Source organism: Rothia mucilaginosa (assembly GCF_001548235.1).
Classification (GTDB): domain Bacteria; phylum Actinomycetota; class Actinomycetes; order Actinomycetales; family Micrococcaceae; genus Rothia; species Rothia mucilaginosa_B.
This window is the reverse complement of sequence record NZ_AP014938.1, coordinates 1,682,696-1,709,298: the sequence shown is the minus strand read 5'-3', so window position 1 is coordinate 1,709,298 and position 26,603 is coordinate 1,682,696. Positions and strand designations below refer to the sequence as shown.

12 protein-coding genes and 1 tRNA gene are annotated in these 26,603 nt (G+C 62.1%); 4 read left to right on the top strand and 9 right to left on the bottom strand.

Annotated features, from left to right (window positions below; translation table 11 throughout):
• Positions 1-1,006: 1,006 nt before the first annotated feature.
• The 5 genes from RM6536_RS06715 to RM6536_RS06695 all read right to left on the bottom strand — a co-directional run bounded on the left by RM6536_RS06715 (position 1,007) and on the right by RM6536_RS06695 (position 8,557).
• Entirely contained in the window at positions 1,007-1,600 is a 594-nt protein-coding gene (locus RM6536_RS06715) for a protoglobin domain-containing protein (RefSeq protein ID WP_005505324.1), read from the bottom strand.
• Between the two features lie 98 nt (positions 1,601-1,698).
• Positions 1,699-2,934: an IS256 family transposase gene (locus RM6536_RS06710; protein ID WP_005505322.1), complete on the bottom strand. Its 1,236-nt coding sequence runs from the start codon at positions 2,932-2,934 to the stop codon at positions 1,699-1,701.
• Positions 2,935-3,582: 648 nt separating this feature from the next.
• Positions 3,583-3,659 (bottom strand) — tRNA-Met (locus RM6536_RS06705).
• Between the two features lie 350 nt (positions 3,660-4,009).
• Positions 4,010-7,126, bottom strand: a complete 3,117-nt coding sequence (locus tag RM6536_RS06700; RefSeq protein WP_060824532.1) for a UPF0182 family protein — start codon at positions 7,124-7,126, stop codon at positions 4,010-4,012.
• A 207-nt stretch (positions 7,127-7,333) separates the two neighbouring features.
• Positions 7,334-8,557, bottom strand: a complete 1,224-nt coding sequence (locus RM6536_RS06695; RefSeq protein ID WP_060824531.1) for a PDZ domain-containing protein — start codon at positions 8,555-8,557, stop codon at positions 7,334-7,336.
• Positions 8,558-8,870: 313 nt separating this feature from the next.
• Here RM6536_RS06695 and RM6536_RS06690 point away from each other — a divergent pair, with 313 nt between their 5' ends.
• Entirely contained in the window at positions 8,871-10,334 is a 1,464-nt protein-coding gene (locus tag RM6536_RS06690) for a zinc-dependent metalloprotease (RefSeq protein ID WP_060824530.1), read from the top strand.
• 116 nt (positions 10,335-10,450) lie between these two features.
• On the opposite strand, the gene RM6536_RS06685 is transcribed toward RM6536_RS06690, so the two are convergent.
• Together RM6536_RS06685 and RM6536_RS06680 are read right to left on the bottom strand one after the other, a co-directional pair.
• A complete protein-coding gene (locus RM6536_RS06685) occupies positions 10,451-11,089 on the bottom strand; it encodes a M48 family metallopeptidase (RefSeq protein WP_060824529.1) in 639 nt (212 codons plus the stop codon).
• Positions 11,073-13,007, bottom strand: a complete 1,935-nt coding sequence (locus tag RM6536_RS06680) for an ATP-dependent helicase (protein ID WP_060824528.1) — start codon at positions 13,005-13,007, stop codon at positions 11,073-11,075. The genes RM6536_RS06685 and RM6536_RS06680 overlap by 17 nt, the downstream gene beginning before the upstream one ends.
• Before the next feature lie 342 nt (positions 13,008-13,349).
• Here RM6536_RS06680 and RM6536_RS06675 point away from each other — a divergent pair, with 342 nt between their 5' ends.
• A complete protein-coding gene (locus RM6536_RS06675) occupies positions 13,350-14,351 on the top strand; it encodes a phosphotransferase (RefSeq protein ID WP_060824527.1) in 1,002 nt (333 codons plus the stop codon).
• A 1,011-nt stretch (positions 14,352-15,362) separates the two neighbouring features.
• Here RM6536_RS06675 and RM6536_RS06670 read toward each other — a convergent pair.
• On the bottom strand, positions 15,363-20,117 hold the full coding sequence (locus tag RM6536_RS06670; RefSeq protein WP_060824526.1) for an ATP-dependent DNA helicase: 4,755 nt from the start codon (positions 20,115-20,117) through the stop codon (positions 15,363-15,365).
• A gap of 79 nt (positions 20,118-20,196) precedes the next feature.
• Entirely contained in the window at positions 20,197-24,036 is a 3,840-nt protein-coding gene (locus tag RM6536_RS06665) for a UrvD/REP family ATP-dependent DNA helicase (RefSeq protein ID WP_060824525.1), read from the bottom strand.
• 172 nt (positions 24,037-24,208) lie between these two features.
• Between RM6536_RS06665 and RM6536_RS06660 the strand changes: the two genes are divergently transcribed.
• Both RM6536_RS06660 and RM6536_RS06655 read left to right on the top strand, forming a co-directional pair.
• Positions 24,209-24,904 (top strand): 3'-5' exonuclease, encoded by a 696-nt coding sequence (locus tag RM6536_RS06660; RefSeq protein ID WP_049337874.1) that lies wholly within the window; start codon positions 24,209-24,211, stop codon positions 24,902-24,904.
• Positions 24,905-25,067: 163 nt separating this feature from the next.
• The gene (locus RM6536_RS06655) at positions 25,068-26,435 is read left to right on the top strand and encodes a threonine/serine ThrE exporter family protein (protein ID WP_060824524.1); all 1,368 of its coding nucleotides are present in this window, start codon (positions 25,068-25,070) and stop codon (positions 26,433-26,435) included.
• The last annotated feature ends 168 nt before the right edge of the window (positions 26,436-26,603 follow it).

Genomic DNA, 26,603 nt, shown 5'->3' with positions numbered 1-26,603 from the left:
AGATTACAGAAGGCAGGAGATACGGAGAGGCAGGAGATATAAAGAAAGCCGCCCAGCAGGCGGCAGAAAGGTAGCACAAGAAGAAGAAAAGTAGGCGGCAAATGAAGACAGGTCGCCGACAGGAAAGGTGCAGGAAGGTGGCGAAAGAAGGCAGACCGGCGGTCGGAAGGTGACGGGAGGACAGCAGAAGGAGACAGGTCGGCGGGAGTACGGGTTTTAGGGAATAAAAAAACTCCCGATAGCTAAGCTATCGGGAGTTATCCGTTGCGGGGACAGGATTTGAACCTGCGACCTCACCGATCTTGTTTGCTGTCGTTCCCACGACTTGGATTTTAAAAGGCGCCACCTTTGGCTCCTATATATTTTCTACCGGGTTTCTGTTGGCTGCGATAAGTTCGGGGTTTTTACTAACGTCGGTGAAACGTGCATAGCTATACTTCACTTGGAAAAGCGTATGTGAGGATAGCTGCACTTCCAACGGATAGGTTTCCAAGTGACGGCAAAGCGAAGTCAGCGTTTGCTAAACTGTTCTATCGAATCCCAGTTTGAGATCGGTCCTTGCAAGTTCCACACCTTCGTTTTATTCCGCTATCACGAAGGCTATTTCCGGCTCTTCCGAGTTGAGTGTGGGTGACCAGGTATTGGTCGGGGGTTGTGGGTAGAGGTCGAGGTCCTTGATGATGAGCGGACTTCTACCACCGCGATCTTCAAAGGACCTCCTGTTGACTTCTTACCGTGACGGATCATGGGGCAGCCACACACAGAGCACGATGCAGTATTCACAGGAACGAGGCAAACACGACCAACTGAAAGAGTGACTTTCCCGCACCAGAAAGCCGAAAAGTCACCCAACCAGCAACACGTAGTGTCCTATAACCCAGAAAGAAAGCTCTCCCTGGAAGCCACTGAGGCTTCCAGGGAGAGCAGTCAGAGAGTGCGAAAGACGAATACACCGCTATCAAGCGTGAGGCGGCCGATGGGGGAGTCGTAGGTGGCGAGCGCCGGATCAGAATTGCTCGGGGTGATCGCGGTAGGCATACGCCCACACTGTCACGGCGACAGTCACAGCGCGAGTCCACGCGTCACGGACAGCGTCCAGTTCTGCGCCCTCGAAGCCCTCCGCCAGGAGACGGTGCCCGACCTCCACAGTCGGCGCGATGAAGGCGAGCACGTAGCGCAGAGGCACGAATGGCGTCGAGTCCGCCCCATCCGCCGCGTTCTTCGCCGCGGTCATGTGTCGAGCTCCAATCAGGTACTGGTAGTCCAACCACGCCTGATCCCGCTCGCGCGTGCACATGTCGATGATCCACTGGGCGAATCGGGGCTTTGACGCCTGCGCGTACTCGGGGTTCGGCTGTCCATCCGGATGCGCGGAATGTGCTGCCAGGTAGGTCTTTTGAGCCAAAATCCCGCGCCACGTGTCGACCATTTCCATGGCATGCGGCGCCAGGATGGGTTCTGCTCGCGCGAGCAGCTCTGCGTCACCGGGCTGGACGTGCGCGGCGGCCTCAATCTGGCGTAGATCCTCGAGTGTGAGCGGAGACGTGGGGACGGCATCGGTGCCGTAGGTGTACCCCGACGAGTGGTCGTAAGCGGTCATGCGAACCCCCTTGAACTTATGCGTCAATTGTAGAACGTGCTCTTGCTCAGGTCAAGTCCTGTGGAGTGGTGTAATCGTTTTGTGTCCTTCGGGTTGGGTTATGCGCTGAGTTGGAGTGGGGTGTCCTCCTGCCCGGTGGGTTGTGGTGTGAGTCGTGATTTGGTGAGGATGTCGAGGCTGAGGTAGCGTCGGCCTTCGGCCCATTCGTCGTTTTGTTCGGCGAGGACGGCTCCGACTAGGCGGATGATTGCTTGTCGGTTGGGGAAGATTCCCACGGTGTCGGTGCGGCGGCGGATTTCGCGGTTGAGGCGTTCGTTGGGGTTGTTGGACCAGATCTGGGTCCACACCCCGGTGGGGAAGGACGCGAACGCGAGGACGTCTGCCCTGGCTTGATCGAGGTGATCACACACGGCGGGGAGCTTGTCGTGGACGTAGTCCAAGAGCCGGTCGTATTGAGCGTTGACCGATGCCGCGTCGGGCTGGTCATACACCGAGTGCAGCATCGCTTTGACAGCGGGCCATAGTGCTTTGGGGGTGACGGACATGAGATTAGCGGCGTAGTGGGTACGGCATCGTTGCCAGGTGGCTCCGGGTAGGTTGGCGGCGATGGCCTCAACCAGGCCCAGATGGGCATCACTGGTGACCAGGCGCACGCCGGTCAGGCCTCGGGCGACCAGGTCGGCGAAGAACTCCTTCCAGGCTGGAGCGGTCTCGCTGGTGGACACGCGCACCCCCAGCACTTCGCGGTGTCCGTCATTGTTGACTCCGGTGGCAACCAGAACCGCGCACGAGACGACGCGTCCTCCTTCGCGTACTTTCATGGTCAGTGCGTCAGCGGCGACGAAGGTGAAAGGCCCGGCATCGTGGAGGGGCCGGTTGCGGAACTGGTCCACGTGTTCGTCGAGGTCTGTTGCCATCCGTGAGACCTGGGACTTGGACAGTCCTGTGATCCCCAGGGTTTTGACGAGCTTGTCCATACGGCGCGTGGATACTCCTGCCAGGTAGCAGTCAGCGACCACTGTGATCAACGCGGTTTCACAGCGTTTGCGCCGTTGCAGTAACCATTCTGGGAAGTAGGTGCCTGAGCGCAGCTTGGGGATCGCCACGTCGATGGTGCCGACCCTGGTGTCCAGGGGCCGGTAGCGATACCCGTTGCGCCTGGTGTGACGCTGCGGATCTTGTTGACCCCACTGGGCCCCGCACACCGCATCAGCGTCCGCTGATAGCAACGCGTTAATGACGTGCTGGAGCAAGGAACGCATCAAATCTGGGGATGCCTGGGACAACGCCTCGCCAAGCATGCCAGCAGGGTCGATAATATGAGGAGCGGTCATCGTTGTGCCTCCAAATCATTTCGAGTCAGAAGTAGAAGAGCTTTCTCGAAGGATCACACGGTGACCGCACCCATCACAAGCAACGGGCCAATCACCACACGGTTACACCACTATGCGGGACGCTACTCTTTCACCGCTTAGTTACCGCCTGTTTGAGGCTAAGCGGTATATCGAAAACGTTGGTATATCAGTCAAAACATGGTGTGTTGCCGCCTCTACCGCCTAATTTCTAAAAAGTGTACACGCGAGTGTTCATCTTCCTACATATGCGTGTGTATATATAAAAGTTTTCGGTTTTAGGCGGTGAAGGCGGTAAAGGGTTGGGATTCGGTTGAGATACGAGGGAAAATGCTATACCGCTTTTGCATTTTCAGGCGGTAAACAGCCGGTATCAACGCCGATTAGGCGGTGAAAATCCTCCTCTGCAACCTCCCTCCCACGAGATCATGCACGAGCGAAGATAGTCATACGCCCCGAAGGGGCGTTGGATGATAGTCCTCGATGTTGGGTGATAGTCCCCCCTCCCCCCACCTCGACGACGGGCCTGAGTTTGGCTGAAAGGTAGGGAATAACATAGGGATTCGGTCTCGTCAGGGCAAAACAAAACCCGGTATCTCAGCGACTTTTCGTTGAGATACCGGGTTTTTCTGGTTGCGGGGACAGGATTTGAACCTGCGACCTCCGGGTTATGAGCCCGGCGAGCTACCGAACTGCTCCACCCCGCGGCGACTCATACAACTATACAGACCCCAAACCGGGCATGCAAGCCAAAAACGCGATTTGTAACCAAGCACACAAAAATAGGGGCTGTTGGGTAGAAAGCAGTTGGGTAGAAAGCAGTTGGGTAGAAAGCAGTTGGGTAGGAATAGGGGCTACGGGGCAGTGCCAGGGGTAGAACATACAGGAACGGGGTGGAAGCGATACACTTCCACCCCGTTCCGTCAGAGACCGCTAGAGGTAGTCAGTAGGAGCCGTATCCAGTGCAGGCCCCGGTTCTAGAGCGAGGACGCTAGACCCGTGGACATCCGATCCGTGAGCATCCGGTATGCGCTACTCCCCCGCCGCCTCAGGCATCCTAGTGAGAAGTCGAAAGGCTCGCGCTGGGCTTAGCGCTAGCCGCTGCGCTCGGAGCCGCCGAGGCGCTGGGCGCTGCCGATGCAGAAGCCTTAGCGGAAGCCGCGCTCTGCGCCTCCTCAGCCTCCAGAGCCTTCTTCACGGCTGCTTCCAGACGCTTCTGAGCCTCACCGTAGGCAGCCCAGTCACCCTTCTTCATTGCCGCATCAGCATCGGTCATCGCCTTCGAGGCATCCGTCAGAGCCTGCTTCAGCTCCGAAGACTGCGAAGCCGACGAACCGCCGGTCGAAGCGCCCGAAGTACCCGAGGAGCCAGAGGCAGACGCAGACGGGCTAGCCGGCGCCGAGCCGTCCAGCTTCGCGCCCGAAGAGCCACCAAACACCTGGTTCAGCGCCTCCTCCAGAGTCGGAGCGAAACCGACCTTATCGCCGAAGCTCACCAGCACACGCTGCAGACGCGGGTACTTAGCGTCACCGCTCGACTGCACGTACACCGGCTGAACGTACAGCATGCCGCCGCCCACCGGCAGAGTCAGCATATTGCCGTTAATAACCTCAGAGGAACCACGGCGCAGCAGGTTCAGCTGGTTCGACACCTCAGCATCAGAGTTGAAAATATTCTGAGCCTGACCCGGACCAGGAACCACCGAAGAACGCGGCAACTCCAGCAGACGCAACTTGCCGTAATCGGGGCTACGCTCGCCGTCCTTACCGGTACCGGCATCACCATTAGCCGCAAGGAAGCCATACATCACGTTACGAGAGTTCGAATCGCTCTGCTGAGGAATGAACGTAGTCGTCAACGAGAAGTGCGCACGAGAATCCCCAGGCATCTGCAGGGACAGGTAGTAGGGCGAAATCGGCTGGTTACGATCATTCGTCGGGTCGTTCGGAATCGACCAAACATCGTCACCGGCGTAGAAGCTATTCGCGTTCGTCACGTGGTACTTGTTCAGCATGGTGCGCTGAATATTGAACATGTCAGTCGGGTAACGCACGTGGCTCATCAGCGAAGCGTTCATCTCACGGTAGCTCTTCACCGTGCCGGGGAAAACGCCCTGCCACGCCTTCAGCACCGGATCCTCCTCATCCCACGCGTACAGGGTCACCGAACCGTCATACGCGTCCACCGTAGCCTTCACCGAATTACGGATGTAATTCACCGAGTTAGAACGCTGAGCACCCGCAGCGGTTGCCGCGTCCTGGGAGCTACCCTGCGCGTAGGGGAACTGATCGCTCGTAGTGTAAGCATCCACAATCCACTGCACGCGGTTATTCACAATCGCCGGGTACGGCTTAGAATCCACGCTCAGGTACGGCGCCACCTTACGCACACGGTCCAGCGGGTTGCGTTCATACAGAATCTGCGAACCCTCACGCACCGCATCCGAAAGCAGAATGTCAGAGGACTGGAACTTAATCGCATACGAGATACGGGCCAGCATCGAATCAACGCGAGGACCACCATAACCGGCGAAAGTGTACTTCGCGTCGGAGGAGTTGGTCTCCTCAGCAGAAAGCGGACGGTCCAGCTCCAGGGTGTCGCCCTTACCGCCCACAATCGAATACTCCGGCGAGCTCATGCCAAAGTAAATACGCGGCTCATAATCCTCGCTCAGAGTACCGGTCGCCTTAATGCCGGACTGCAAGAACTTCGGGTTACCCGCAGAATCCACCTGGTTACCGTACGCGGCAATCACACCGTAACCGTGGGTGTACACCACGTGGCGGTTATACCAAGAATCACCGTTCGTCTGCGCCGGGTTCAGCTCACGAGCCGCCAACACCGTATCCTGCGTGGTGTTACCCACCGCATAGCGGTCCACCGACAGCTGCGAATCAAAACGGTAGTACGGGCGGAACTGCTGCATCTGCGCAAACGCCGAGGACACAACATTCGGATCCAACAGACGAATATTCGCAATGGTCGCACTCGAAGAGCTCAACGCACCGGCACGGGTATCAATCGTCGCGTCATACGGGGTGGTCTCAATCTTGTCCAGACCGTACGCGTAACGGGTCGCATCAATATTGCGCTGAATGAACTTCGACTGGGCACCCTGCTCATTCGGAACCACCTGGAAACGCTGAACAATCCACGGGTACAGGCCACCAGCAACCAGAGCAACAATCACCAGCATCGCGGTACTAATCAGCGGCAGACGCCAACGATTCATCGAAGCTGCCACCACGAACATAACAGCCACCAGCAACGCAGAAATCGCCAAAATAGCGTTCACCGGGATTGACGAGTTCACGTCCGTGTACATTGCGCCAGCCCAGCGGCCCACCTGCTGCTGAGTCGACGAATAACGATCCAGCCAGAAGCTCACCGCACGAGTCAGCAAGAACGCAGCCACCACAATCGCAGCATGACGACGGAACGCCACCGTAGTGCTCACACCACCGGGCTGAACCTTAATACCGCCGTAGAAGTAGTGCATGAACACGCCCGCGAGCGCCGACAGCACCACAGCGGAGGTCACCAAAGTCACCACCATGCGGAAGAACGGCAATGCAAACAGGAAGAACCCGTAATCCAGGCCGAACTCCGGGTCAGTCTTACCGAAGGACTGCTGGTTGAAGAACAGCGCGACGGTACTCCACTGAGTCATCGTCGCCGAAGCAATGAACAGACCCAGCAGCAGCGGAACCGCAACCAGCAGAACCTTACGCGCCTTATCCACGCTCTCGCGGTAGCGGCGCATGCTCTCCTCAGCACGCTGCTGACCAAACACGTCGCGCAACATCTGCTCGGCAGCATCCGTACCGCTCGTCGGCACGCTCTGATTCGGGTTCGGCGCCTCCTGCGGCTTCTTCTCGGACGCCGGCGCCACATCAGCATGACGGACCGCGTACGACATCGAAGCCCACAGCGGCACAGCAATCACCACGGCAGCCACCACAAACACGGCAGCCTTCAACAAAATCTGGGTAGTGAACACGGAGCTATAACCCAGCTGATCAAACCACAGCCAGTCCGTGTACACCTGGGACGCACCCACAAAAGCAGCAATGAGCACCGCCACCACAGCAATCGTTGCCCTCAGGGGGCTACGGCGCTTGGGCGTTGACTTCTTCGGCTTGGGATGCGCGGTGCTATTGGTCGACTCAGACACAATTCCTCGCTCATCATACGTTCAGAGAAAATAACTGCCTTTAAGTATCTCAGAGGTAACGCGGAAGGGCAGAACCTCGTAGAAGCTCGGGGCGAAATACAGCAGATAAAAGAGGTAAGGAGGGCGCAGAACAGCCCCGGTACCGTAAAGTACCGGGGCTGACTTCTACGCTATACGGGTGAGAACCTCGCGGAGAGAAACGTTACGTTAGGAACCGCAGCGGGGCAGGGAATCATCCGGGGTGCCGGACTTAATCGCCTCCACCGTCTTCACCGCCTCCTCCAGGGTTGAGACAGGGATTACCACCATCTCGCCCTTGACCTGGCCTGCGTGGTAGTAGTTGAACAGTGCCGGGTCCTCAGCCTGCATCTTCACAATCGAATCGCAGTTCTCCTTAGGCGCCAAGAAGTAGCGCGCACCGTAACGGCCCGTCGCAAGAATCTTGTACTTGATGCCGCCAATTGCGCCGACCTTACCGTTCGCATCAATCGTGCCGGTACCCGAAATGTAGCTGCGGTACGGGTCGCCTCCGGCATCCTCATCGGCGAGCAGAGTACCCTCACTCAGCTTATCGACTGTGCCCAGCGCCAGCATCAGACCCGCGCTCGGGCCGCCCACACCGTCCAGATTGTACTGCACGTGCGCCGGCAGGTCATAGCTCTGCTTCAAACCCGCTCCCAGAATCCAGCGGCTATTGTCGCTGGAACGAACCGGGGTCAGCTTAAACGTCTGCTGCGTGCCGTCACGTTCCACGGTCACGTCAATCGGCGAACCGTTCGAGGCGTTTACCGCCTTCGGAACATCGGTGAGAGTCTCAATCTGCTTCTCCCCCACCTTCACGATACGGTCATCAGCCTTCAGCGCGCTCGCCGCCGGGGAACCCTCCACCGTGGAAAGCACCTGAACCTTCTCGGTCACCGCCATCTTCAGCTGGCGCATCGCCGCGACCTTCGCCTGAGTCTGCGAATCAGCCATCTGCGCGCCGGTCGCCGCCGTCGCCTGCTCATGGCTCACGTGCGGGTACAGGGCATCGGTCGGCACCACGAGGCTGCGGTTACCGTCAAACGCCAACCAGCCGTAGAACGCCTCCGCGCCGGACAGCTCCGTGTACGGGCCACCCGAAACCGACACCGTGGTCATGTTCATCTTGCCGTACGTCTTATAGCTGGGCGCGCCAGAGATCTCAATGACGTCCTTCTCCTGGTAGGTTCCAAGCACGTCAAAGAGCGGGCCGGGGCCCTCCTTCACGTAGGAACTGGGCAGAACAAAAGCACCAGCCAGCAGGGCGCACGTCGCCACAGCGCTCACCGAACGCAGGTTCACGCGGCGCGGCGCAAAACGCGAACGGCGCTTGGTCGCCTTCTCATTACTCTTCACGCTCGCGGAGGCGGCGTTCGGCTGCTGCTCAGCATCGGGGGTGGACTTAGTCATGGTTTCTACAGTACCGGATAAACCTGCTTTTCAACACGTGGGCGGGCACCGGGACCCCGCTAAAAATAGAGCCCCAGGAGGCGTTCACGCTCTGACCCGTACCTGACCCGCGCCTGACCCGTACCTGACCCGCGCCGCGCTGTGTCAGCGGCACGAAAAAGCTCCCAAAAACCGTGCCCAAAGACAAGCTTGTGAGCCCTCAGCTGATTAACCCGCCTCCACAGCAATAGCGCGGGAAATTCTCAGCAAAAATCGGTAGGCTGGACAGCGAGCGGGCCAGCTGCGCCCACCCCCGGATTACGAAAGGCTTCACATGTCTGAGAACCCCACCGGCGGCGCCTCCAACGAGCGCGACCCCCTCGAAGAATTCCTTAAGAAGATGCAGGAGCAGGGCTTCGACCCCTCCGCAGGGGCAACCGGCCAGGGCGGCAAGGGCACCTCCAACAACGCACAGAATCCCTTCGGCGCGCTCTTCGGCGAAGGCGGCCAGAACCCCTTCGGCATCAGCATCGACCCCGAAGACCTGAAGAACATGGGCATGAGCTTCGACCCCGCCATGATGCAGAGCATGTTCGCGCAGGTACAGGCGATGTTCTCCGGTGCGGGCGCATCCGACAGCCCCAGCGGTGTGAACTGGGATAACGTGAAGAACCAGACCCGCCAGATGCTCGCCTCCATGGGTGAAGACCCCTCCGTACCCGAAAACCTCAAGCGTGCCGTAGAAGACGCGGCGAACCTCGCAGACCTCTGGCTGGACGCAGTGACCACCATTGAGCGCCACAACCACCCGGTACAGGCGTGGTCCAAGGCGGAATGGGTTGAGCATTCCTTCGACTCCTGGCGCGAAATGGTCGAGCCGGTCGCAGCCGAAGTCACCCAGTCCATGGTCATGCCCGGCGCACCCGACGACGTGCCCGAAGAGATCTCTCAGATTCTCAACAGCGGCTTCTTGAACAACATTGGTTCCGTGATTTTTGGCGCGCAGATGGCGCAGGCGCTCGCGCAGCTCGCCGGTGAGGTCTACTCCTCCACCGACGTGGGCTTCCCCCTCGCGCCCGGTTCCTCCGCACTGCTGCCCAACGGCTACCAGCAGCTCGCCGAGAACATTGAGGTGCCCCCGCAGGAGGTTCTGCTCTACCTTGCCGTGCGTGAATCCGCGCTGATCCGCCTGCACAAGGCAAACCCCTGGCTGCGTGAAGACCTGGTTCAGCTCGTGGCGCGCTACGCCCGCGGCATTCGCGTGGACATGAACCGCATGCAGGACGCCGCATCCCAGGTGGACATGAGCAACCCCGACGCCGTACAGGAAGCCTTCGAAGGCGGCATGTTCAGCCCCCAGCGCACCGAAGACCAGGAACTGGCGGTGCAGCGTCTGGAGGGTCTGCTCGCCCTCATCGAAGGCTGGGTATCCGTCGTCACCGAGGACGCGACCCGCAACCTGCCCAAGGCACCGCAGCTGACCGAAATCATGGCGCGCCGCCGCATCGACGGTGGCCCCAGCGAGCAGGTCTTTGAGAACCTGGTCGGTCTGGAACTGCGCCCGCGCCTGGTGCGTGAAGCACAGCAGTTCTGGCGCTGGTACGAAGAATCCCACGGCATTGAGGCGCGCGACGGCCTCTGGGACACCCCGGAGACCCTGCCCACCCCCGCCGAGCTGGAAGACTTCACCGCATACGATGCGCGCATGAACAAAATCAGCCTGGACGACGTGGACTTCGACTCGGAACTGCAGAAGCTGCTGGACGGCGGCTTCGGCGATGCGCCCGAAGAAAAGTAAAGCTGAGCGAAGTAAATAACTGATACCTCGAGCGGGGGTGGCTTGTGAATGTACAAGCCACCCCCGCTCAAGTGTTTTGGCTGGAGTGTTTTGGTTGATAGGTTTTCAGCGGTGCTTTAGTTGGCGCTGTTTTCGCCGCGCTCACCCTCGGCACGTTCGCCCTCGGCACGCGAGCGCCCCAGCGCGTACCCCTCCAGGTAGGCCTGCGCCCGCAGCAGCTGCGGGTAGCGCGCCTCCAGAGTGCGGAACGCCGCCGAATGATTCGGCTGGATGAGGTGGCAGAGCTCGTGGTGAATCACCGAATCCAGCACGTACTCGGGTACGCCCTGCAGCTCCGAGGAGATGCGGATCTGCGTGTTCGCGTAGGTTGCCGAACCCCAGCGCTGACGCTGATTGCTCACCCAACGAATCGACAGCTTCTCCACCCTGCCCGAGGCAACCAGCTCCGGCAGATGCTTCTGCGCCAGGTGCAGGGCGCGGGAGCGCAGGTACTCGTCCGTGACCGTCAGCTGCGTGGCACGCTCACGGCGCGCGGCACGACGCTGAATGCGCGGCAGCAGGCGGGCAATATGCTCGTCAATCTCTTCGCTCGTGCTCGCGGCGGGAATGAGCAGGCGGTAGGCGGGGTTGCCGTGCGCATCCTCACCGTCGCGTTGCATGCTGATGGTGCGGGTGCGGCGCGCCGAGCGGACCAGCTCAATCTGCGGGCGGTCATCGGTGGCGGGCAGAATTTCACGCTTAAAACGCTGAGCCATAATCTCCTCTTCCCTTCGACGAACGGCGGGGCTGCGTGGCACGGGGCTGAGCCGGGCGAGCCTGGCTATACAACGAGCCGGCACTCTCAGCCCTGCGGCGGCGCTTCGCCGGATCAATATCGTCCAGGAAACGCGAACGCTTACGCTGACCGCGACCGCCCACGGTGCGGGTCATCGTCCAGGTCAGCCACAGGTACTTGCGGGCGCGCGTAATGCCCACGTACAGCAGGCGGCGCTCCTCATCCACCTCATCCGGGGTGGTCGCAAAAGTAATCGGCATGAGGCCCTCGTTCAGACCGCACAGGAACACGGCGTCCCACTCCAAGCCCTTAGCCGCGTGCAGGGAGGCGAGGGTTACACCATTGACCTGCGGGGCGTCATTGAATTCGCTGCGGTGGTTCAGGGTCGCCACCACCTCGTGCATGGTCAAAGGTAGCGGCTCGGGTACGCCCGGGCGCGGGTTCGCGCGGTGCTCCCGAAGTTGCTCCTGGCGGTTCTGCGCCATCATGTCCACCATGTGCACCAGGGCGGCGAGGGACTCCCACTTCTGGCGGGCAGCACCGCCAGTGAGCGGGCCTTCCTCCTTAAAACCCAGGCCGCCAAGCACGTCACGGGTGTAGCGAGTGACATCTTCGGTACCGTCCGTGGACTTCGCCGAACCGCGCAGGGCAAGCATCGCCTGCTTGACCTCGGGGCGCTCAAAGAAACGCTCAGCGCCACGCAGCTGGTACGGAATATGGGCGGTAGCCAGCGCAGACTCAATCGCCGCCGACTGCGCGTTCGTGCGGAACAGCACCGCAATCTCCGAAGGCGGCACGCCGTCCTTCTCAATCAGGTCGCGGATATCCTCGGCAATGCCGGCGGCCTCCTGCTCATCATCCGCGTAGCCGAACCACTCCACATCCACGCCGGGGCCGCGCTGAGACATCAGCTCCAGCGGCGGCGCCCACGAATGCGGGCTCGAATCCGGATGCGGACGACGCGCCGCCAGCAGACGGTTCGCCAGCTCCACCACCTGCGAGTGGGAGCGGTAGTCGCGGGTCAACTTCACCGTATGCGCGCCACGGTACCGGCGCGGAAAATCCAGCAGGTAACGGCTGGTCGCGCCGGTAAAAGAATAAATCGTCTGGGAGGCGTCGCCCACCACGCAAATATCGTCGCGGCCGCCCAGCCACACATCCAGCAGACGCTGCTGCAGCGGGGACACGTCCTGGTACTCGTCCACCACAAAATGGCGGTACTGGTTGCGGACGGTCGCGGCGAGCTTCTCGTCCTCCTCCAGCATGGCGATGGTCAGCAGCAGCACGTCCTCAAAGTCGATGAGGTTACGCTCATCCTTCAAATCCTCATACGCCTGGAAAATACGCTGCATATTCTGCGGGGTAATCGCCGAGGGCAGCTGTTTCTCGCTCAGACGCTGCATGATGGTGTCCGGGGTGAGCAGCTGAACCTTCGCCCACTCAATCAGCGACGCCAAATCACGCAGCAGGGAACGGTCCGTACTGATGCGCAGACGGTTCGCCGCCTCCGTAATCAGCGAGGCTTTGTTCTGCACAATGGACGGGAACGTACCGCCCACCACCTGCGGCCAGAAATACACCAGCTGACGCAGCGCCGCCGAGTGGAAAGTACGCGCCTGCACGCCGTGCGCACCCAGCTGGTGCAGGCGGGTGCGCATCTCCTCCGCCGCACGCAGGGTAAAGGTCAAGGCGAGCACGCGCGGGCCCTGGTAGCGACCAATCGCAATACCGTAGGCGATGCGGTGCGTAATCGCGCGGGTCTTACCGGTACCGGCACCCGCCAGCACGCGCATGGGGCCGTCCAGCTCGGTGGCGACCGCACGCTGATCCGGGTCAAGCCCGGCAAGAATATCGTCTGCGGAGATCATATGCTGAGGCTGCTGAGGTGTGGCGGTCATAATGCTCCATCAGTGAGGCGGGCGGTACGGGCAGAGGGCTTACGCTCGCGCGGGCATGCGGATATACGGGCATGCGGGTGCACGAGGCGCTGATAGCCGGTCTTCCATTGTATTCTCCCAGACCGTGTTCTCCCAGACGGTGTTCTCCAGACCCGCCGCGGCTTCTTAGCTGTTGCTTTCATTCAGGGCGTGAGGAACCCGCCTCTTTTGGAGTGGGCAAGTAGAAGCTCAACAGGCAGCGCAAGCGAGCACGTTTAGGCTTGTCCACAAGTATCTTCACCACTTGGCATAAAGATCCTAAAAACTACTAAACGGCACACATTGGTTTGGTAACCTTAACCCGTGACTTTATCTCCCCTTCAGCTAGCAGCCATTGTCTCCGCCGGAGTGCCCGGGATTTACCCCGTCGGCGCCGAACCGGTCCGCGAAGACAGCGACGACTTCGACTCGGCAATCATCGCCGACTCCACCGGTCGCCGCTGGCGAGTGCGCGCCCCGCGCCGCCCCGACGCCAGCATGCGTCTTGAAGCTGAACACCTCATCCTGCAGTCGTTCAGCCCCGGCCTGCGCGCACGACTGCCCTTCGCCGTACCCACCGTTGCCGGCACCGTACCCTACGCGGGCGGCAACGTATTCGTGTACACGCACATCCCCGGCGCCATCTACGACGTGGACCAGCTCGCCGAACTGAGCCGCCGCGAAGTTGCGGCGGGCCGCCCCTCCCTGGCGTCCATCATCGCCAAGGACATCGCGACCCTGCACGTGATGCCCGAAGACATTATTTACGAAGCCGACCTGCCCTCCTACTCTTCGGAGCAGATTCGTCTGCGCAAGAACGCCGAGCTCGAGCGTGCCGCCGCAACCGGCAAGGTGCCCGCCGACCTGCTCGCGCACTGGCGTACCGTGCTCTCCCCCGGACCCATGTGGCAGTTCCGCCCGCGCGTGGTCCACGGTGACATGGGTGCCGAGAACCTCGTACTGCATGTCACGCCCTCGACGGCGCGCATCGTGGAGGTCACCGGCTGGTCCGATGTGCACGTGGGCGACCCCGCGCAGGACTTCGCGTGGCTGTACTCCTGCCAGGACATCGACTTCACCGACGAGGCCATCGAGGTCTACCGCCAGCAGATGCCTCAACTGCCCGACGCCTACCTGGCACAGCGCGCGAACTTCTACGCGGAGTTCGCGATCGCCCAGTGGCTCACCCACACCGTGGAGGTCGGCGACCGCGACGGCGCAACCCACGCTGTGTCCATGCTCCTGGACATTCAGGACGACCTGCGCGCCTCCGGCGAACTGCTCGGACAGGAGGAGGTCGGCCCGCTGGTCGGCCCCGCCGAGTAGCTATTGGCTCGGGTAGCCGTTAGGTTTCTACCTACCGCATAGGTTTTCGGTTCAGCCCCGCAGTACTGCGCTGCGGGGCTGAACTGTATCTACCGGGGTTTACGGGGGGGTATATCCGCTTGCCTGTGCCCGGTGAAACCAGTTCCCCGAGTGTCTGTCAAACCGACGAAATTATGCCCATAAGGGTTAGTGGAAGGGCTTTAGTGGCCTTTTTGACAAAATTTCTTTAAGTGTTTCCCCTCACCTTTTGAGCACCAGTTTTGCATTTTTGTGCATGAATGACTCAGATTAAGGCTGAGACTTGAAGGTGCGCTAAAGGTGCCATTCACAATATTTCCCGGACGCAAATACGCCACAAACCCACATAAACCAACTTTTGATTTCAAGAGTCCACAGAGCATCAACTTCACCTTGAACTATGCTCAAAATAGTGCATTTTAGGGTAAAAACTTACCCTGTAGATTTTTTCAAAAACTCCTGGAATACTTTTGCTGTGCCGCGAGAAAACCAGCGGACACACTCCCCATAGCGCACTGACCAGCGCTGATATCGTGGCAGCGATAAAGTGGGGAGACAGATTGGACGGGACCCTGACCGGTCATGTCAGACCCGAGCCGGATTCATGCACCGCGCAACCAATCACCGATGGCAGAAATCTATAGAGTTACTTTCGAGGTTGTGTTTGAGAGTAAAGACGCACGCAAACCCCACGGGGCGCCGGCGGCGCGAGTGAGGCCGCGAGAGCGGCAGTCGTTCGGCGCGATTCTTTCCCGGAGCGTGCGAGGGCACGAAGTACCTCCATAGTTCTTCAGCGGCTGAGGACGCCTCATCACCCTAATGCAGTGGGGTGAAGAGGCGTCCTCTGCCATTAACCGTAAAAGTCCGCGCAGAAAAGTCCACGCAGGAAAGCAGCTCACCAGGCATTACGCCTCGTGAGCTGCTTTTCTCTATTCGGTTGTAGCAAGCGCTAGCACGCGAGCGCCGCCTACCTATGTTGTCTAGACCTGCCACCTAGCCCTTGCGCGCCTCACGAATCACCTTCGCCAGCTGCGCCTCCGTGGGCAGGCCTCCGCGGATCTGGTGATCCCACACCTCCGCAACGCCCTTGCCGCCCAGGTACACGAACACGGTGCTGATACGCTCCGGGTCCACGCCCATAATGCGGGAGAACGCGATACGGTACAGGCCCAGCTGGAAGCGTCGAGACTGCATGGTCGCCATCTTCGGGCGGGAACCGCTCTTCCAGTCCACCAGAACCCAGCGTTCGCCGTCCTCGTCCTCGGTGCGGAACACCGCGTCGATACGGCCGCGCAGGCTTAGACCCTCGATATGGGTTTCGACCGGGTACTCGACCGCCCAGATGCGTTCCTTCCACTCATCGCTGCCCCACTCGCTGTTGGCGAAGCGCTCCCAGAGGCGCTGAACGGAGGCTTCCAGTTCGCTCTCGGACTCCTCGTAGGCGTCCTCGAAGGTGAACTCGTCCTGCTCCTGCAGGTCAGCCGGACTTGCAGATTCAGAGGGGTCTGCGGGGTCTTCTGTAGACTCAGCGAGCGCGGTGGAGGCAGCGGAACCCGGCAGGTCAACGCCCACCGTGTCCTCCGCGTCGGGCGCCTCCAGCGGGTCGGCGCTCGGCGCCACCCCGAAGTGCTCCTCAATCAGCGCGTGCACCGCCGTACCAATCGTTGCCGCACGCGAGGGACGCTGAGGCACCGGGCGCATCAGCTGATGCACCGTGCCCTGCGGGTCCTCGCTCAGGCGAATGAACGTGGATGCGGACAGGTGCCCCGACAGCTGGTTGCTGGGCACAGGGTCGGTCTGGCCCATCATGAGCAGTAGCAGGTCGGCTTCGCGTTCCCAGTCCACCGCCTGCTGGCGCAGGGATTCGGGAATGGCGGGTGCGGGGTGGTTTGCGCTCTCCCCCGCTACACCCTCCCCGCTCTGGTGCAGGTCATCGTCACCCGCGCCGACGGCGAGTTCCACCGCCAGGGCGGCACGCTCCACCGCCTCGCGACGGCTCGAGGAGTTAATCGCAATCTCACGTTCCAGGTGCTCATGCTGGCCGCGGCGAAGCATCTCCTTTGTACCCTGCGTGAGAGCGTCATCAGACGCCCAACGCCAAATTACGGGGCGCTCCAGCGGATCAAAAGGCCACATGGCGGTCAGCACCGCACCCAGGTTCGGGTTCCTGTCCTCGTAGTTCTTCTGAGCGAATTGGCCGCGCACCTCAATCGGCAGCGCCGCCGCCACCGTGGGCGAGAAACCGGGCTGAGGCGGTTGCGTCTCACGCCATTTCTCCCGCTCGGTGGCTTCGATGATCCATTCGGGCACCGGCAGGTTCAGGCGGGTGCAGTTCTCCGCCACCGTGCGTGCTCGTACGGAAGGAGCCGCCAGCTGCCAATCCTGCGCGAGGGCGGGAGCCATGACCTCAACCAGCGCCCAGGCGTAGCGTTGCACCTGCTCGGCGTAGGTTGCCCGGGCGTTCGTGCGCGCCTCCGCCTGTACGGGGGTGAGCTCGTCAGGGTCTACGGGGTAGAGTTCGAGGTCCTCCAGCAGAGCCGTCTCATCGGAGGCGGGCGGCAGGTTCGAGGGGTCCACGACCGTACCGTGCACCAGGGTCACCGGTTCGGTCAGGCGGTACTTCGACTCGGCCAGCTGCTCAACCCAGCGGCGCACATGGTTCAGGTGCACCTTTTTGCGCTTATCGGCGGGGTTCGGCATTGTGTACGACAGGCCCATACCCACCAGCTGCGGCGCCGCCCAGGGGGTATCCATCGTCTCCTCGAAGCGCACAGAGGGCGCATCTACCGTGGGCGTGCCCATGTCGAAGAGCGACTTGAAAAGCATCTCCATCAGCTCCTCCCAGAAGGGTTGCACCGGCTGAGGTGCCACAGAAGCACTCTTCCAGCGGTAGGCGCTCATCGCCAGCAGGTTACGGGCACGGGTCATCGCCACGTACATGAGGCGGCGGTCCTCCATGCCGGCGTGCTCGGCGGCATCATCTTTATGCTCGGCCAGGTAGTCTTCCAGGTCCTTCGCTTTCTCGAAGGCGGTAATCTCCTCCATGGTCTCAAGGATCGACGGGAGGTACTCGCGGTCGCCACGCAGCGGCCAGGGCAGAGCCGCATTAGCCGACATCTGCCACAGGTTCGGGGTCTGCCCGCCGGTCGCGCTACCGCACAGACCCGGCAGAAGCACATGATCCCACTCCAAGCCCTTCGCCGCGTGCATGGTCATCAGCTGCACCGCGTTCGGGTCAGGTTCCACCGCACCCAGCGCCAGGCCCTTCTCCTCATCATCGGCACGCTCAAGCCAGGCGAGAAAGCCCATCACGTAGCTCACGCCGCCCGAAGACAGCAGGAAGCGGCGCGCACCCGGATCGCCCTCCTCCGCGCTCACGCCGTCAGAACCGGCGTAAATCATCGCGTTAATACGCGGCGCCGACATGCCGTAGGCGGCGGCAACCTCGTGGAAAGCGTCCAGGTTCGCGCGCGAACCCAGCGGGTCGGTACCCGGGCGGACCGCCAGCTCAATATCGAGCAGCATGGTCCGTTCAATCTCGTACAGCAGCGTGCCCAAATCCTCGCTCAAACCGGCACGCAGCACGCGCATCTGCTCAGCGAAAGCACGCAGACGCTCCAGCGCCGCCGGGGAGAAGCGGCGGCCGCGGTACTGCTCACCGTAGAGGGGTTCGCCGTCCGCGCCATCCTGCGGCAGGTTCTCCACCGCCTCAATGAGGGAGGCGTAGCCGGAGGAATCCTCCACCGCGCCCTTGAGGGTTTCGTCCAGGCGTTCCTGGGCGGCATGCAGATGCTCCGCCTGCAGGATGATAGCGGCTGCGTCGTCGGCGTCTTCAGCCTCCGCGAGCATACGCAACGCCATCTGCTCACGCAGGGCACGCTCACGCTCACGCACCAGCGACTGCGCCCAATCACCCAGCGCCAACATATCCGCCGCACCCAAACGCCAACGCGCACCCGTCAGCAGGCGCGCCAGGGCATCCGAACGGTTCGGATCCGCCAGCACACGCAACGCCGACACCAAATCCACAACCTCCGGTTGGGAGAGCAAACCGCCCAAACCCACCTGCTGCACCGGAATGCCCAGACGCTCGCACTCCACACGAATCGGGTCCAGCTGACCGTGCACACGCGCCAACACCGCAATCTCGGGCATCTTCAGGCGCGGACGCACCGAACCATCACCGGAACGATGCGCCGCGTAGGCGCGCTCATACTCGCGCACCGCCTGCGCGCGCATCGCCGCAATACGCTCGGCAATAGCCACAGCTTCCTCACGGTCAGAGTCGTGGTACGTCAAATCAACACGCCCCACCATGCCCGCGGCAGCCTGCTCAAAAGCGGGCGAACCAGGCTCCCCCACCAGGGCGCAGCGCGGACGCAGGTCGGGAACCTGAGCGGCGGTAATATCGCCGTCGGCGGCACGCACCCACTCGGGAACCTCCTTCAGCTTCTCCGCCACGTGGTTTGCCGCGTTCAGCACCGAAATGTCGTTACGCCACGCAATGGACAGGAACAGCGGCTGCACATGCTCGGTCGGGAAATGACGGTAGAAGCTGAACATCTGACCGTCCGAAGCACCACGGAAACCGTAAATCGACTGCTTCGGGTCGCCCACAGCCATCACCGGATGCGCCGGGATACCCGCCTCCTCATCGGCGCCGTAAATCGAGGAGAACAAGCGCATCTGCGCGTGCGAAGTGTCCTGGAACTCATCCAGCAGAACCACCTTGAAGCGGGCACGCTCACCCTCACGAATCGCCGGGTCAGCCTCCGCAATGCGGGCGGCAAAACGCATCAGGTCACCAAAATCCAGCACCTGCATGCGCGCCTTCACGCGGGCGTAGCTCATCGCCATGCGCGCGTACACTCGGCGGTTACGTAGCAGACGCTGAACCTTCAGGATCTCCTTCTCAGTCTTCGTCGCGCGGCGCGGATCAGGCACCGCCGCATACGCCGCCAACTGCTCGGTGCAGAAGTCAATGACCTCCTGCGGCTCCACCAGATGCTCCGCGCACTCGTCCGAGAGCTGCAGCATCTGGTTAATCATGGTCGCCGCAGACACCGGCACGCCGTCGTGGTCGAGGGGAAGCTCCCCCTCCCAGTACTGCACAATCTGCGCGGCAAGCTGCCACTTCTGCGCATCGCCAAGCATCTGCGCGTCCTGCTCCACGCCCAGGCGCAGACCGTACTCCTTCACGAGGTTATTCGCGTAGGAGTGGTAGGTGAGCACGGTCGGGTCAGCGATGCCCTCGCGCAGTTCCTCATCGGTCGGGGCGACGCGGCGGCTACGGCGCAGCGTGTTCAGACCGGCACGCATACGGCTGCGCAACTCGGTTGCTGCCTTGCGGGTGAAGGTCACGCCCAGCACCTCTTCAGGGCGCACAAAACCGTTGTCGACCAGCCAAATCACGCGGTCAACCATGGTCGCGGTCTTGCCCGAACCGGCACCGGCAATGACGAGGGTCGGGGCGGGGCCCGCCTCAATCATGCGCACCTGCTCGGGGGTCGGCTTCTTGCCGTCAGCCCCGTTGAGCATCTCGGCAATATCAAGGGCACTGCGGTAGTTGGCAGGCTTCAGCGCCGGGTCGTTCGCGGCGGCTTCAGCAGAGAAGAGCATGCCGTTGGGCAGCTGCCAGCTATTGTGCTCACACCACTGGGCGGGGGTGAGCATGCCGGCGCCAGAAACGGGGTGAGCGCCGGGGGTAACGCCGGGGTGAGTAGCGCCGTATGCGCCAGAGTCAGTCATAATTCCTCTTCCTCATGGATCATTCTCATGGGAGGTTCGGGGTGAGTGATATCGAAAGTAAACGTAGGGTACGCGACTACTAGGGCTGCGTCACCTGGCGGCCGCGCGTACAAATCGGGCAAATCTCCGGCAGGCGGCACCCGTAGCCGCCCTCACGGTGACGAGCCTGCACCTGCGAGCCAGCAATCAGCTCCGCTGCGTGCTGCACCAGCTCAGCCGCCCACGAATCGTGCTCCGTCAGAGCGGGCTGAACCTGCAGGCGAGTCTTGCTCTCATCGTTCACGCCCGAGGCGCCCAGCTGCACGAGCGCCGCGCCTCCGGAACGACCCGTATAGCCGGTGTACTCCAGCTCCCGGGGGCGGGCATCCGGTAGCGGTTCGCCCGTCTGTAGGGCGGCGGCTTCGGCGCGGTAACGCTCCTCCAGCTGCTCACCCGCGCCAGCCTCCACCGCAATCTGGTAGGCGGCAAGCTGCGGATGTGTCTCCATCTCCGACCCGGTCGGCTTAGACTTGCCGGTTTTCAGGTCAACAATGGCGTAGCGGCGGGTGCCGTCCTCCGCCGGGGCGGTACCCTCGAGGCGGTCCACGCGGCCGGTGAGCAGCGCATCCAGCTCGCCGACTTCACCGGCGGGGTCGAAGGGCACGGGCACACGCACCGAGAAGGAGCCTTCAACACCGAGGTTCTGCCAGCCGGCGTCGCCCATGTGCTGACGGTAGTAGTAGCTCAGGCGCAGAATCATGCGCTTGGCGCGCTCGTAGAGGGCGTAGGATTCCCAGGGCACGCGCTCGCGGTACTCTTCGTCGGTCTCATCGTCCTTGCGGGCGGGCACGCCGAGGGAGCTAATGCGCTCGTCGAGGGCAGTTTGGAGCTCTTCAAGGGTGCCGGTCGGGTACTCCTCGGCGATGGCGTGAATGAGCGTGCCGAGGGAGCGGGACAGGTCGGTTTGGGCTTCCGCGCGGGCGGCGGAAACCAGCCAGTCCAGCGGGGAGCTGTGGATGGTTTCCAGGCGTGAGGGCGAGAGCGCAATGGTGCGGCGGCTCGGCTTTTCAGCCTGTTCTTCAGCAGACTCTTCGCTGTGGTTTTCGTCCTCAGCGTGGCCTGCCGGGCGGTGCGCAAAGAGCAGCTCCGCGCTAGAAAGCGGCAGAAGACCCCACCACTCGTCGGGTGCGGCACCGGGTGCCTGCGCATTCGCCAGGCGCGCCAGAGTGCGGGAGACGGCATCGAGTCGGTACGCGGAAGCCTCCGGGGTGAGCGCGTCCTCCTCCGGTGCGTTGTGCATCTGCGCGCCGCCCTGAGCGTCTTCGGCGCGCATCGCGTTCAGCGACTCCTCAACGAGGGTGCGGCGAAGCTCCGCCACCAGGGAACGCAGGGTGGCGGGGCGGCGCACGCGGGTGATGGGTACGTCCGTGGAGTCACCGACCGCGTCGGTGGGCAGCACGAAGTCGAAGAACTCGCCGGGTGCCTGGTCGTCGTTGCGCACGGCGGTGAGCACGAGGCGGGTGCTGGCGCGGGTGGCGGCGACGGCGAACATGCGTAGCTCGTCGTGGCGGGTGTCGCGCACGCGTTCGGGGTAGCTGCGGATGCGGGCGGGCGGCACAGGCTGCTTGCCCTCCCCCGCCTGCTGTTCTGCCTGCTGGGCGCGCTGGCGGATGCGCGCGTCGCACAGGTCCGTAAGGTCGCCGGTGCTCAGCAGGGAGCCGCGCACGGTGGTGTTGGGCCAGGTGCCTTCCTGCAGACCGCATACATATACGGTGCGCCAGGACTGACCGGCAGCGAGCGCGGGGGTGAGAATCTCGACCGCATCTTGGCGTACGCCGCGGGCAGCGAGGGTATCCATGGGCAGGTCCTGCGCGTCGATGAAGTCGAGGAATTGTTCGGCACCGGCGCCGCGCATCTGCTCGTCGAAACGGTCGGCGGCTTCGAAGAGTCCGATCATGGCGTCGAGGTTGCGGTGGGCGGCGTCCGCGTCGGGGCCTGCGTTGCGTGTCTGGGCGATCCAGGTTTTTTCGAGGCCGCTGGCTTCCCAGAGCGCCCAGAGCACTTCGGTGCTAGTAGATTCGGGGCGCGCGAGTGCTTTACGTCCGGCGGAGAGCACGGCTGCGATGCGGTGCACGGCGCGTCCTACGCCCTCTTCGGGGAGGGTTTCGGGGTGTAGCAGGGCGCCGAGGAGCAGGTCGTCGCTGGGGCGGTGGCCGCCGCTTTGCAGTTCGATGGATCGCAGCTGCTGGCGGAGTCGTCGCACGTCCATGCTGGATGCGCCACCGAGTCGGGAGGTGAGCAGGGTGATGGCGCTCTGCGCGCCGCCGAGGGGGTTGGCGCGGCTTTCTTCGGCGATGACGTCATCGAGGCTTCGGCGCATGAGTTCTTCAGCTTCGGTTGCGCTGAGGGCCTCGTAGCCGCCACGCTCCCCCGACTCCACACCTTCTGCAGCGGGCATGTGCACGGCGGGGTTCAGTGCCTTCTCGCCGCGCTTGCGGGCGTAGACGAGCAGGCTGAGCGCGTCGAGGAAGGGGCGTACGGCGGGCTCGTCACGCACCGGCACGAGCGCCGCGGAGGTACGCGAGGGAATGCCGTTCGAGGAGAGCACGCGGCGGATGCGCGCCACGTCCGCGCTGCTACGCACGATGATGGCGGACTCGCGGTAGGGGTGGTTGCCGTAGATGCGTTCTTCGAGCAGCATTTGGGCGATGAGGTTCGCCTCGTCCTGAGAGCTGGAAAGCGCATACTTATACACGCCGGCGGGTGCGGTGCGGTAGTGCGCGGGGTCGAGGATTTTGCCGTCGGCGCCCAAATGCAGCAGCGGTTCGTCGGCGGCACCCCAGGTGAGGGCTTCGTCGGCGGGGGTGGTGTTGATACGTCCAAAGGTTGCGGGTGCACCATTCTTTACCCCCTCCTTCGCGCCGTTCTTGACCCCTTCCTGTTCGGCGGTGAGCGGCACGAACCGGGTGTAGCGCGGCAGGCGGCGGCGAATGTCCGCCACGAGCGGCATCATGAGTGCGGGCAGACGGTAGGAGGTGGTGAGCGTGCGGGTGCGCATGCTCGGGAAGCTTGCCTGCAGGGTGGTGACGAGGTCGGGGCGGGCGCCTCGGAAGCCCTGGACCACGGCTTCGTCGCTGTAGGTCATGACAACCTGGGGACCTTCTGCGAAGAGGTCGGGGTGGGTTTCGGTCAGGTGCTTAGCGTCTGCGGGGGCGACTTCTGCGGCGATGAGCCGCAGCAGCCGGTAGATGGAGGGGCTGAGTTCCTGCACGTCGTCGATGAGGATCAGATCGTAGCGGCGGCGTTCTTCGGCGAGGAATTCGGGAGCGCGCAGCAGTAGCCGGCAGGCGTCGTTGATGAGTACTGCCGGGTCGTAGGCGTTTTTGGCGCGGAGGGCTCGCACGGCACGGTATTCGGTGTGCAGTTGGGCGAGGGCGTGCCAGGCGGGCTGGTTGTGTTCGGTGGCGAGGGCGTGTACGTCTTCGGCGGTGAGGTCGTATTCTGCCATGCGGTCGAAGAAGTCGCGGATTTCGTGGCGGAATCCGCGGGTTGCGAGGGCGTCGCGGAGTACGTCGGGCCAGGCGGGGCCGGGTGCGATGCCTTCGGCGTGGTTGGCGAGTAGTTCGCCGATGATGACGTCTTGTTCGGGGCCGGAGAGGAGTTTGAGGTTGCCTTCTACGCCGCTGAGTAGCCCGCGGGTTTGGGCTCGTTTGAGCAGGTCGAAGGCGTATGCTGCCCAGGCGCGGGTGGGTGCTACGGAGAGGCTTCGGTCGCTGGATGCGGCGATGGTGTCTCGCATGCGGGTTGCGGCGGTGCGGGTGGGTGCGAGGATGAGCAGGCGGGCGGGGTCGTTGCCGTCGGCGAGGTAGCGCAGGGCGCGTTCGGTGAGGTGGTGGGTTTTACCGGTTCCGGGGATGCCGGTGAGAAGTTGGGTTGTCATGGTTTCAGTCTATCGGCTGGAGCGCGCTTGTACCTTGTCGGCTGTTATTCGGGCTCGTCGGCTGTTGATATGCCTCTCCCGGGGCTTAATATGCTGCCCTGTCGGGGGGCTTATCCACAGCTGCATGACCTGCGGGCGCGCGCCCGTTGCCCCGCTGGGTTAGTCTTATAGCATGACCTGGATGAACGGCCTGCGCGCCACTTTTGACCTTGAAACCACCGGTGTGGACGTCACCACCGCCCGCATCGTGACTGCTTCCCTGATTCTGCTGGATCCTCAGGGTAATGTGGTGCGCCGTGGCGAGTGGCTTGCCGACCCCGGCGTTGAGATCCCTGCCGGTGCCGCCGCCGTGCACGGTATTACGACTGAGTACGCGCGTGAGCACGGTCGTCCCGCCCGCGAGGTCGTGTGGGAGCTTGCCGGCGCGATTGGTGCGCTGAACCTTGACGGCGTGCCGATTATTGCGTTCAATGCCGCCTACGATTTTTCGGTGCTGCACCACGAGATGCTGCGCCACAATATTGCCAACGGTGAGCTGCCGCCGGGTGTGGTGCTCGACCCGTATGTTCTGCATAAGCACGTGATTCCGCGCAAGCGCGGCAAGCGTACCCTGGAGGTTCTTGCCGCCGAGTACGGTGTCTCCCTGGAGAATGCGCATACTTCCGCTGATGATGCCCTGGCGGCGGAGCGTCTGCTGGTGAAGCTGACCGAGCAGTTCCCGCAAGTTCTCAACGTGGATGCGCGCCAGCTGCACGAGCAGCAGATTCAGTGGGCGGCGGAGCAGGCGGCGAGCTTCCAGGCGTGGTTGCGTACGCAGCCGGGTAAGGAATCTGAGGTCATTGACGGCCGCTGGCCGGTACGCCGCTAAAACTGCGCCGCTAAACTCACTCTCACTCTTCCCCCAGCTACCCAACATATCTCGCCTTTACTGACGGGCTGACGCTATCCCCTCCGGGGCTTCTCCCCTATGCTAGAAGGTGACCGCACCTGCAACGAATAGCATGTGAATAGCACGACCCGGAAGGCCTCTCATGGATGATCAGCCCCGCACTACCGAGCCGTACCCTGACACTAATACGCGCAGTATTTATTTGGGTTCTACCCGCCTGGCGCATGAGCATTTGGTGGCGCAGTCTCAGGTGGTGCTCCGCCTGGGCCGCATCCTGATGAAGTCGGGTGCGAGCGCCTACCGTATTAAGGCGTCGATGGCGCGCCTAGCGAAGGCTGTGGGGTTGAAGGAGCATCACGCGCAGGTGACCTTCACCGAGATTTCGACTTCTTCGTACACGGAGGGTAATTTCCGTACTGAGGTCGCTGAGCAGCGCACGATGGGCATTAACGCTCATAAGCTGGATCAGTTGGGTAAGTTCATTTCTGAGCTTCCCGAGAAGATCACCCCGGCTGAGGCAAACGCCGAGCTGGACCGTATCGATTCGGCGAAGCCTCTGTACACCCCGTGGATGCTGGCGTTGGCGTCGGCTGTTGCGTGTGCCGGGTTCGCGTTTCTGAACCGTGGCGGTCTGGTGGAGTGCTCGGTCGTGTTCTTGGCGGCGGGTGCCGGTCAGTATTTGCGTTCGACTCTGCTCAAGCGCGGGGTGAGCCACATGGCGACGTGGATGGCGTGTGGTTTCCTGGCGGCGGGTCTGTACATTGCGGTTGTTAATGTGCTGGTTGCAGCGGGTTGGGTTAGCCCGAACCATATGATTGGTTTTATTTCGTCGGTGCTGTTCTTGGTGCCGGGTTTCCCGATGGTGACGGGCATGCTCGATATTTCTCGTATGGACTTTTTGGCGGGTATTTCACGTCTGACGTATGTGGGTTTGCTGCTGATTAGCGCGTCGTTTGCGGTGTGGCTGTTGGGTTCGCTGTTCCACCTGCCATTGGCTTCCCCGGCTCCTCTTAACCTTGACCCGACCCTGTATTTGGTGTTGCAGGTGCTTTCTTCGGGTGTTGCGGCGGCTGGCTTCGCGATGCTTTTTGCCGCCTCCCCGGTGGCGTGCGTGTGGGGTGGCGTGATTGCTGCGGTGGCGAACCCCGCCCGTATTCACATGGTGGAGGCGGGTATGCCCGCGCATATGGCGGCGACGATTGCCGTGTTTGGTGTGGGTATTTTGGCTGAGATTGTGGCGCCGCTGCATCAGCGTAAGTACACGCGTATTTCCCTGTCGGTTCCGGCGGTGGTGACGATGGTTCCGGGTGTGCTGTTCTACCGTTCCATGTCGCATTTTGCGAGCGGTGACATGTATTCGGCGGCGACCGGTTTTGTGCAGTCCCTACTGATTTTCATGGCGTTGGGTATGGGCCTGGCGTTTGTGCGTCTGCTCTTTGATAAGAACTGGCTGTTCGATCAGGACACTCAGGTGTTGAACCGTCTGGATACCGACCGGCACCTGCGTTAGCCGCCTTATTCTTCTTTCTGTTACCTAACTTGTCTGTTGTGTTTTATCGTCACCTTTCGGTACGTTCAGGTGCTTGTCACCTGCGGTTCATCTGTAGCGCCTATGATGGTTAGGTACGGGACGCTCATAGCGTGCAGGCTCCGTTGCCTGGTGCGCATCGTCCCCTGT

Excerpts from the sequence above, each read along its gene's own strand:
- RM6536_RS06690 (WP_060824530.1), top strand. The coding sequence starts at position 8,871 with ATGTCTGAGAACCCCACCGGCGGCGCCTCCAACGAGCGCGACCCCCTC.
- RM6536_RS06685 (WP_060824529.1), bottom strand. The coding sequence starts at position 11,089 with ATGGCTCAGCGTTTTAAGCGTGAAATTCTGCCCGCCACCGATGACCGC.
- RM6536_RS06655 (WP_060824524.1), top strand. The coding sequence starts at position 25,068 with ATGGATGATCAGCCCCGCACTACCGAGCCGTACCCTGACACTAATACG.
- RM6536_RS06680 (WP_060824528.1), bottom strand. The coding sequence starts at position 13,007 with ATGACCGCCACACCTCAGCAGCCTCAGCATATGATCTCCGCAGACGAT.
- RM6536_RS06660 (WP_049337874.1), top strand. The coding sequence starts at position 24,209 with ATGACCTGGATGAACGGCCTGCGCGCCACTTTTGACCTTGAAACCACC.
- RM6536_RS06710 (WP_005505322.1), bottom strand. The coding sequence starts at position 2,934 with ATGACCGCTCCTCATATTATCGACCCTGCTGGCATGCTTGGCGAGGCG.
- RM6536_RS06715 (WP_005505324.1), bottom strand. The coding sequence starts at position 1,600 with ATGACCGCTTACGACCACTCGTCGGGGTACACCTACGGCACCGATGCC.
- RM6536_RS06665 (WP_060824525.1), bottom strand. The coding sequence starts at position 24,036 with ATGACAACCCAACTTCTCACCGGCATCCCCGGAACCGGTAAAACCCAC.
- RM6536_RS06695 (WP_060824531.1), bottom strand. The coding sequence starts at position 8,557 with ATGACTAAGTCCACCCCCGATGCTGAGCAGCAGCCGAACGCCGCCTCC.
- RM6536_RS06670 (WP_060824526.1), bottom strand. The coding sequence starts at position 20,117 with ATGACTGACTCTGGCGCATACGGCGCTACTCACCCCGGCGTTACCCCC.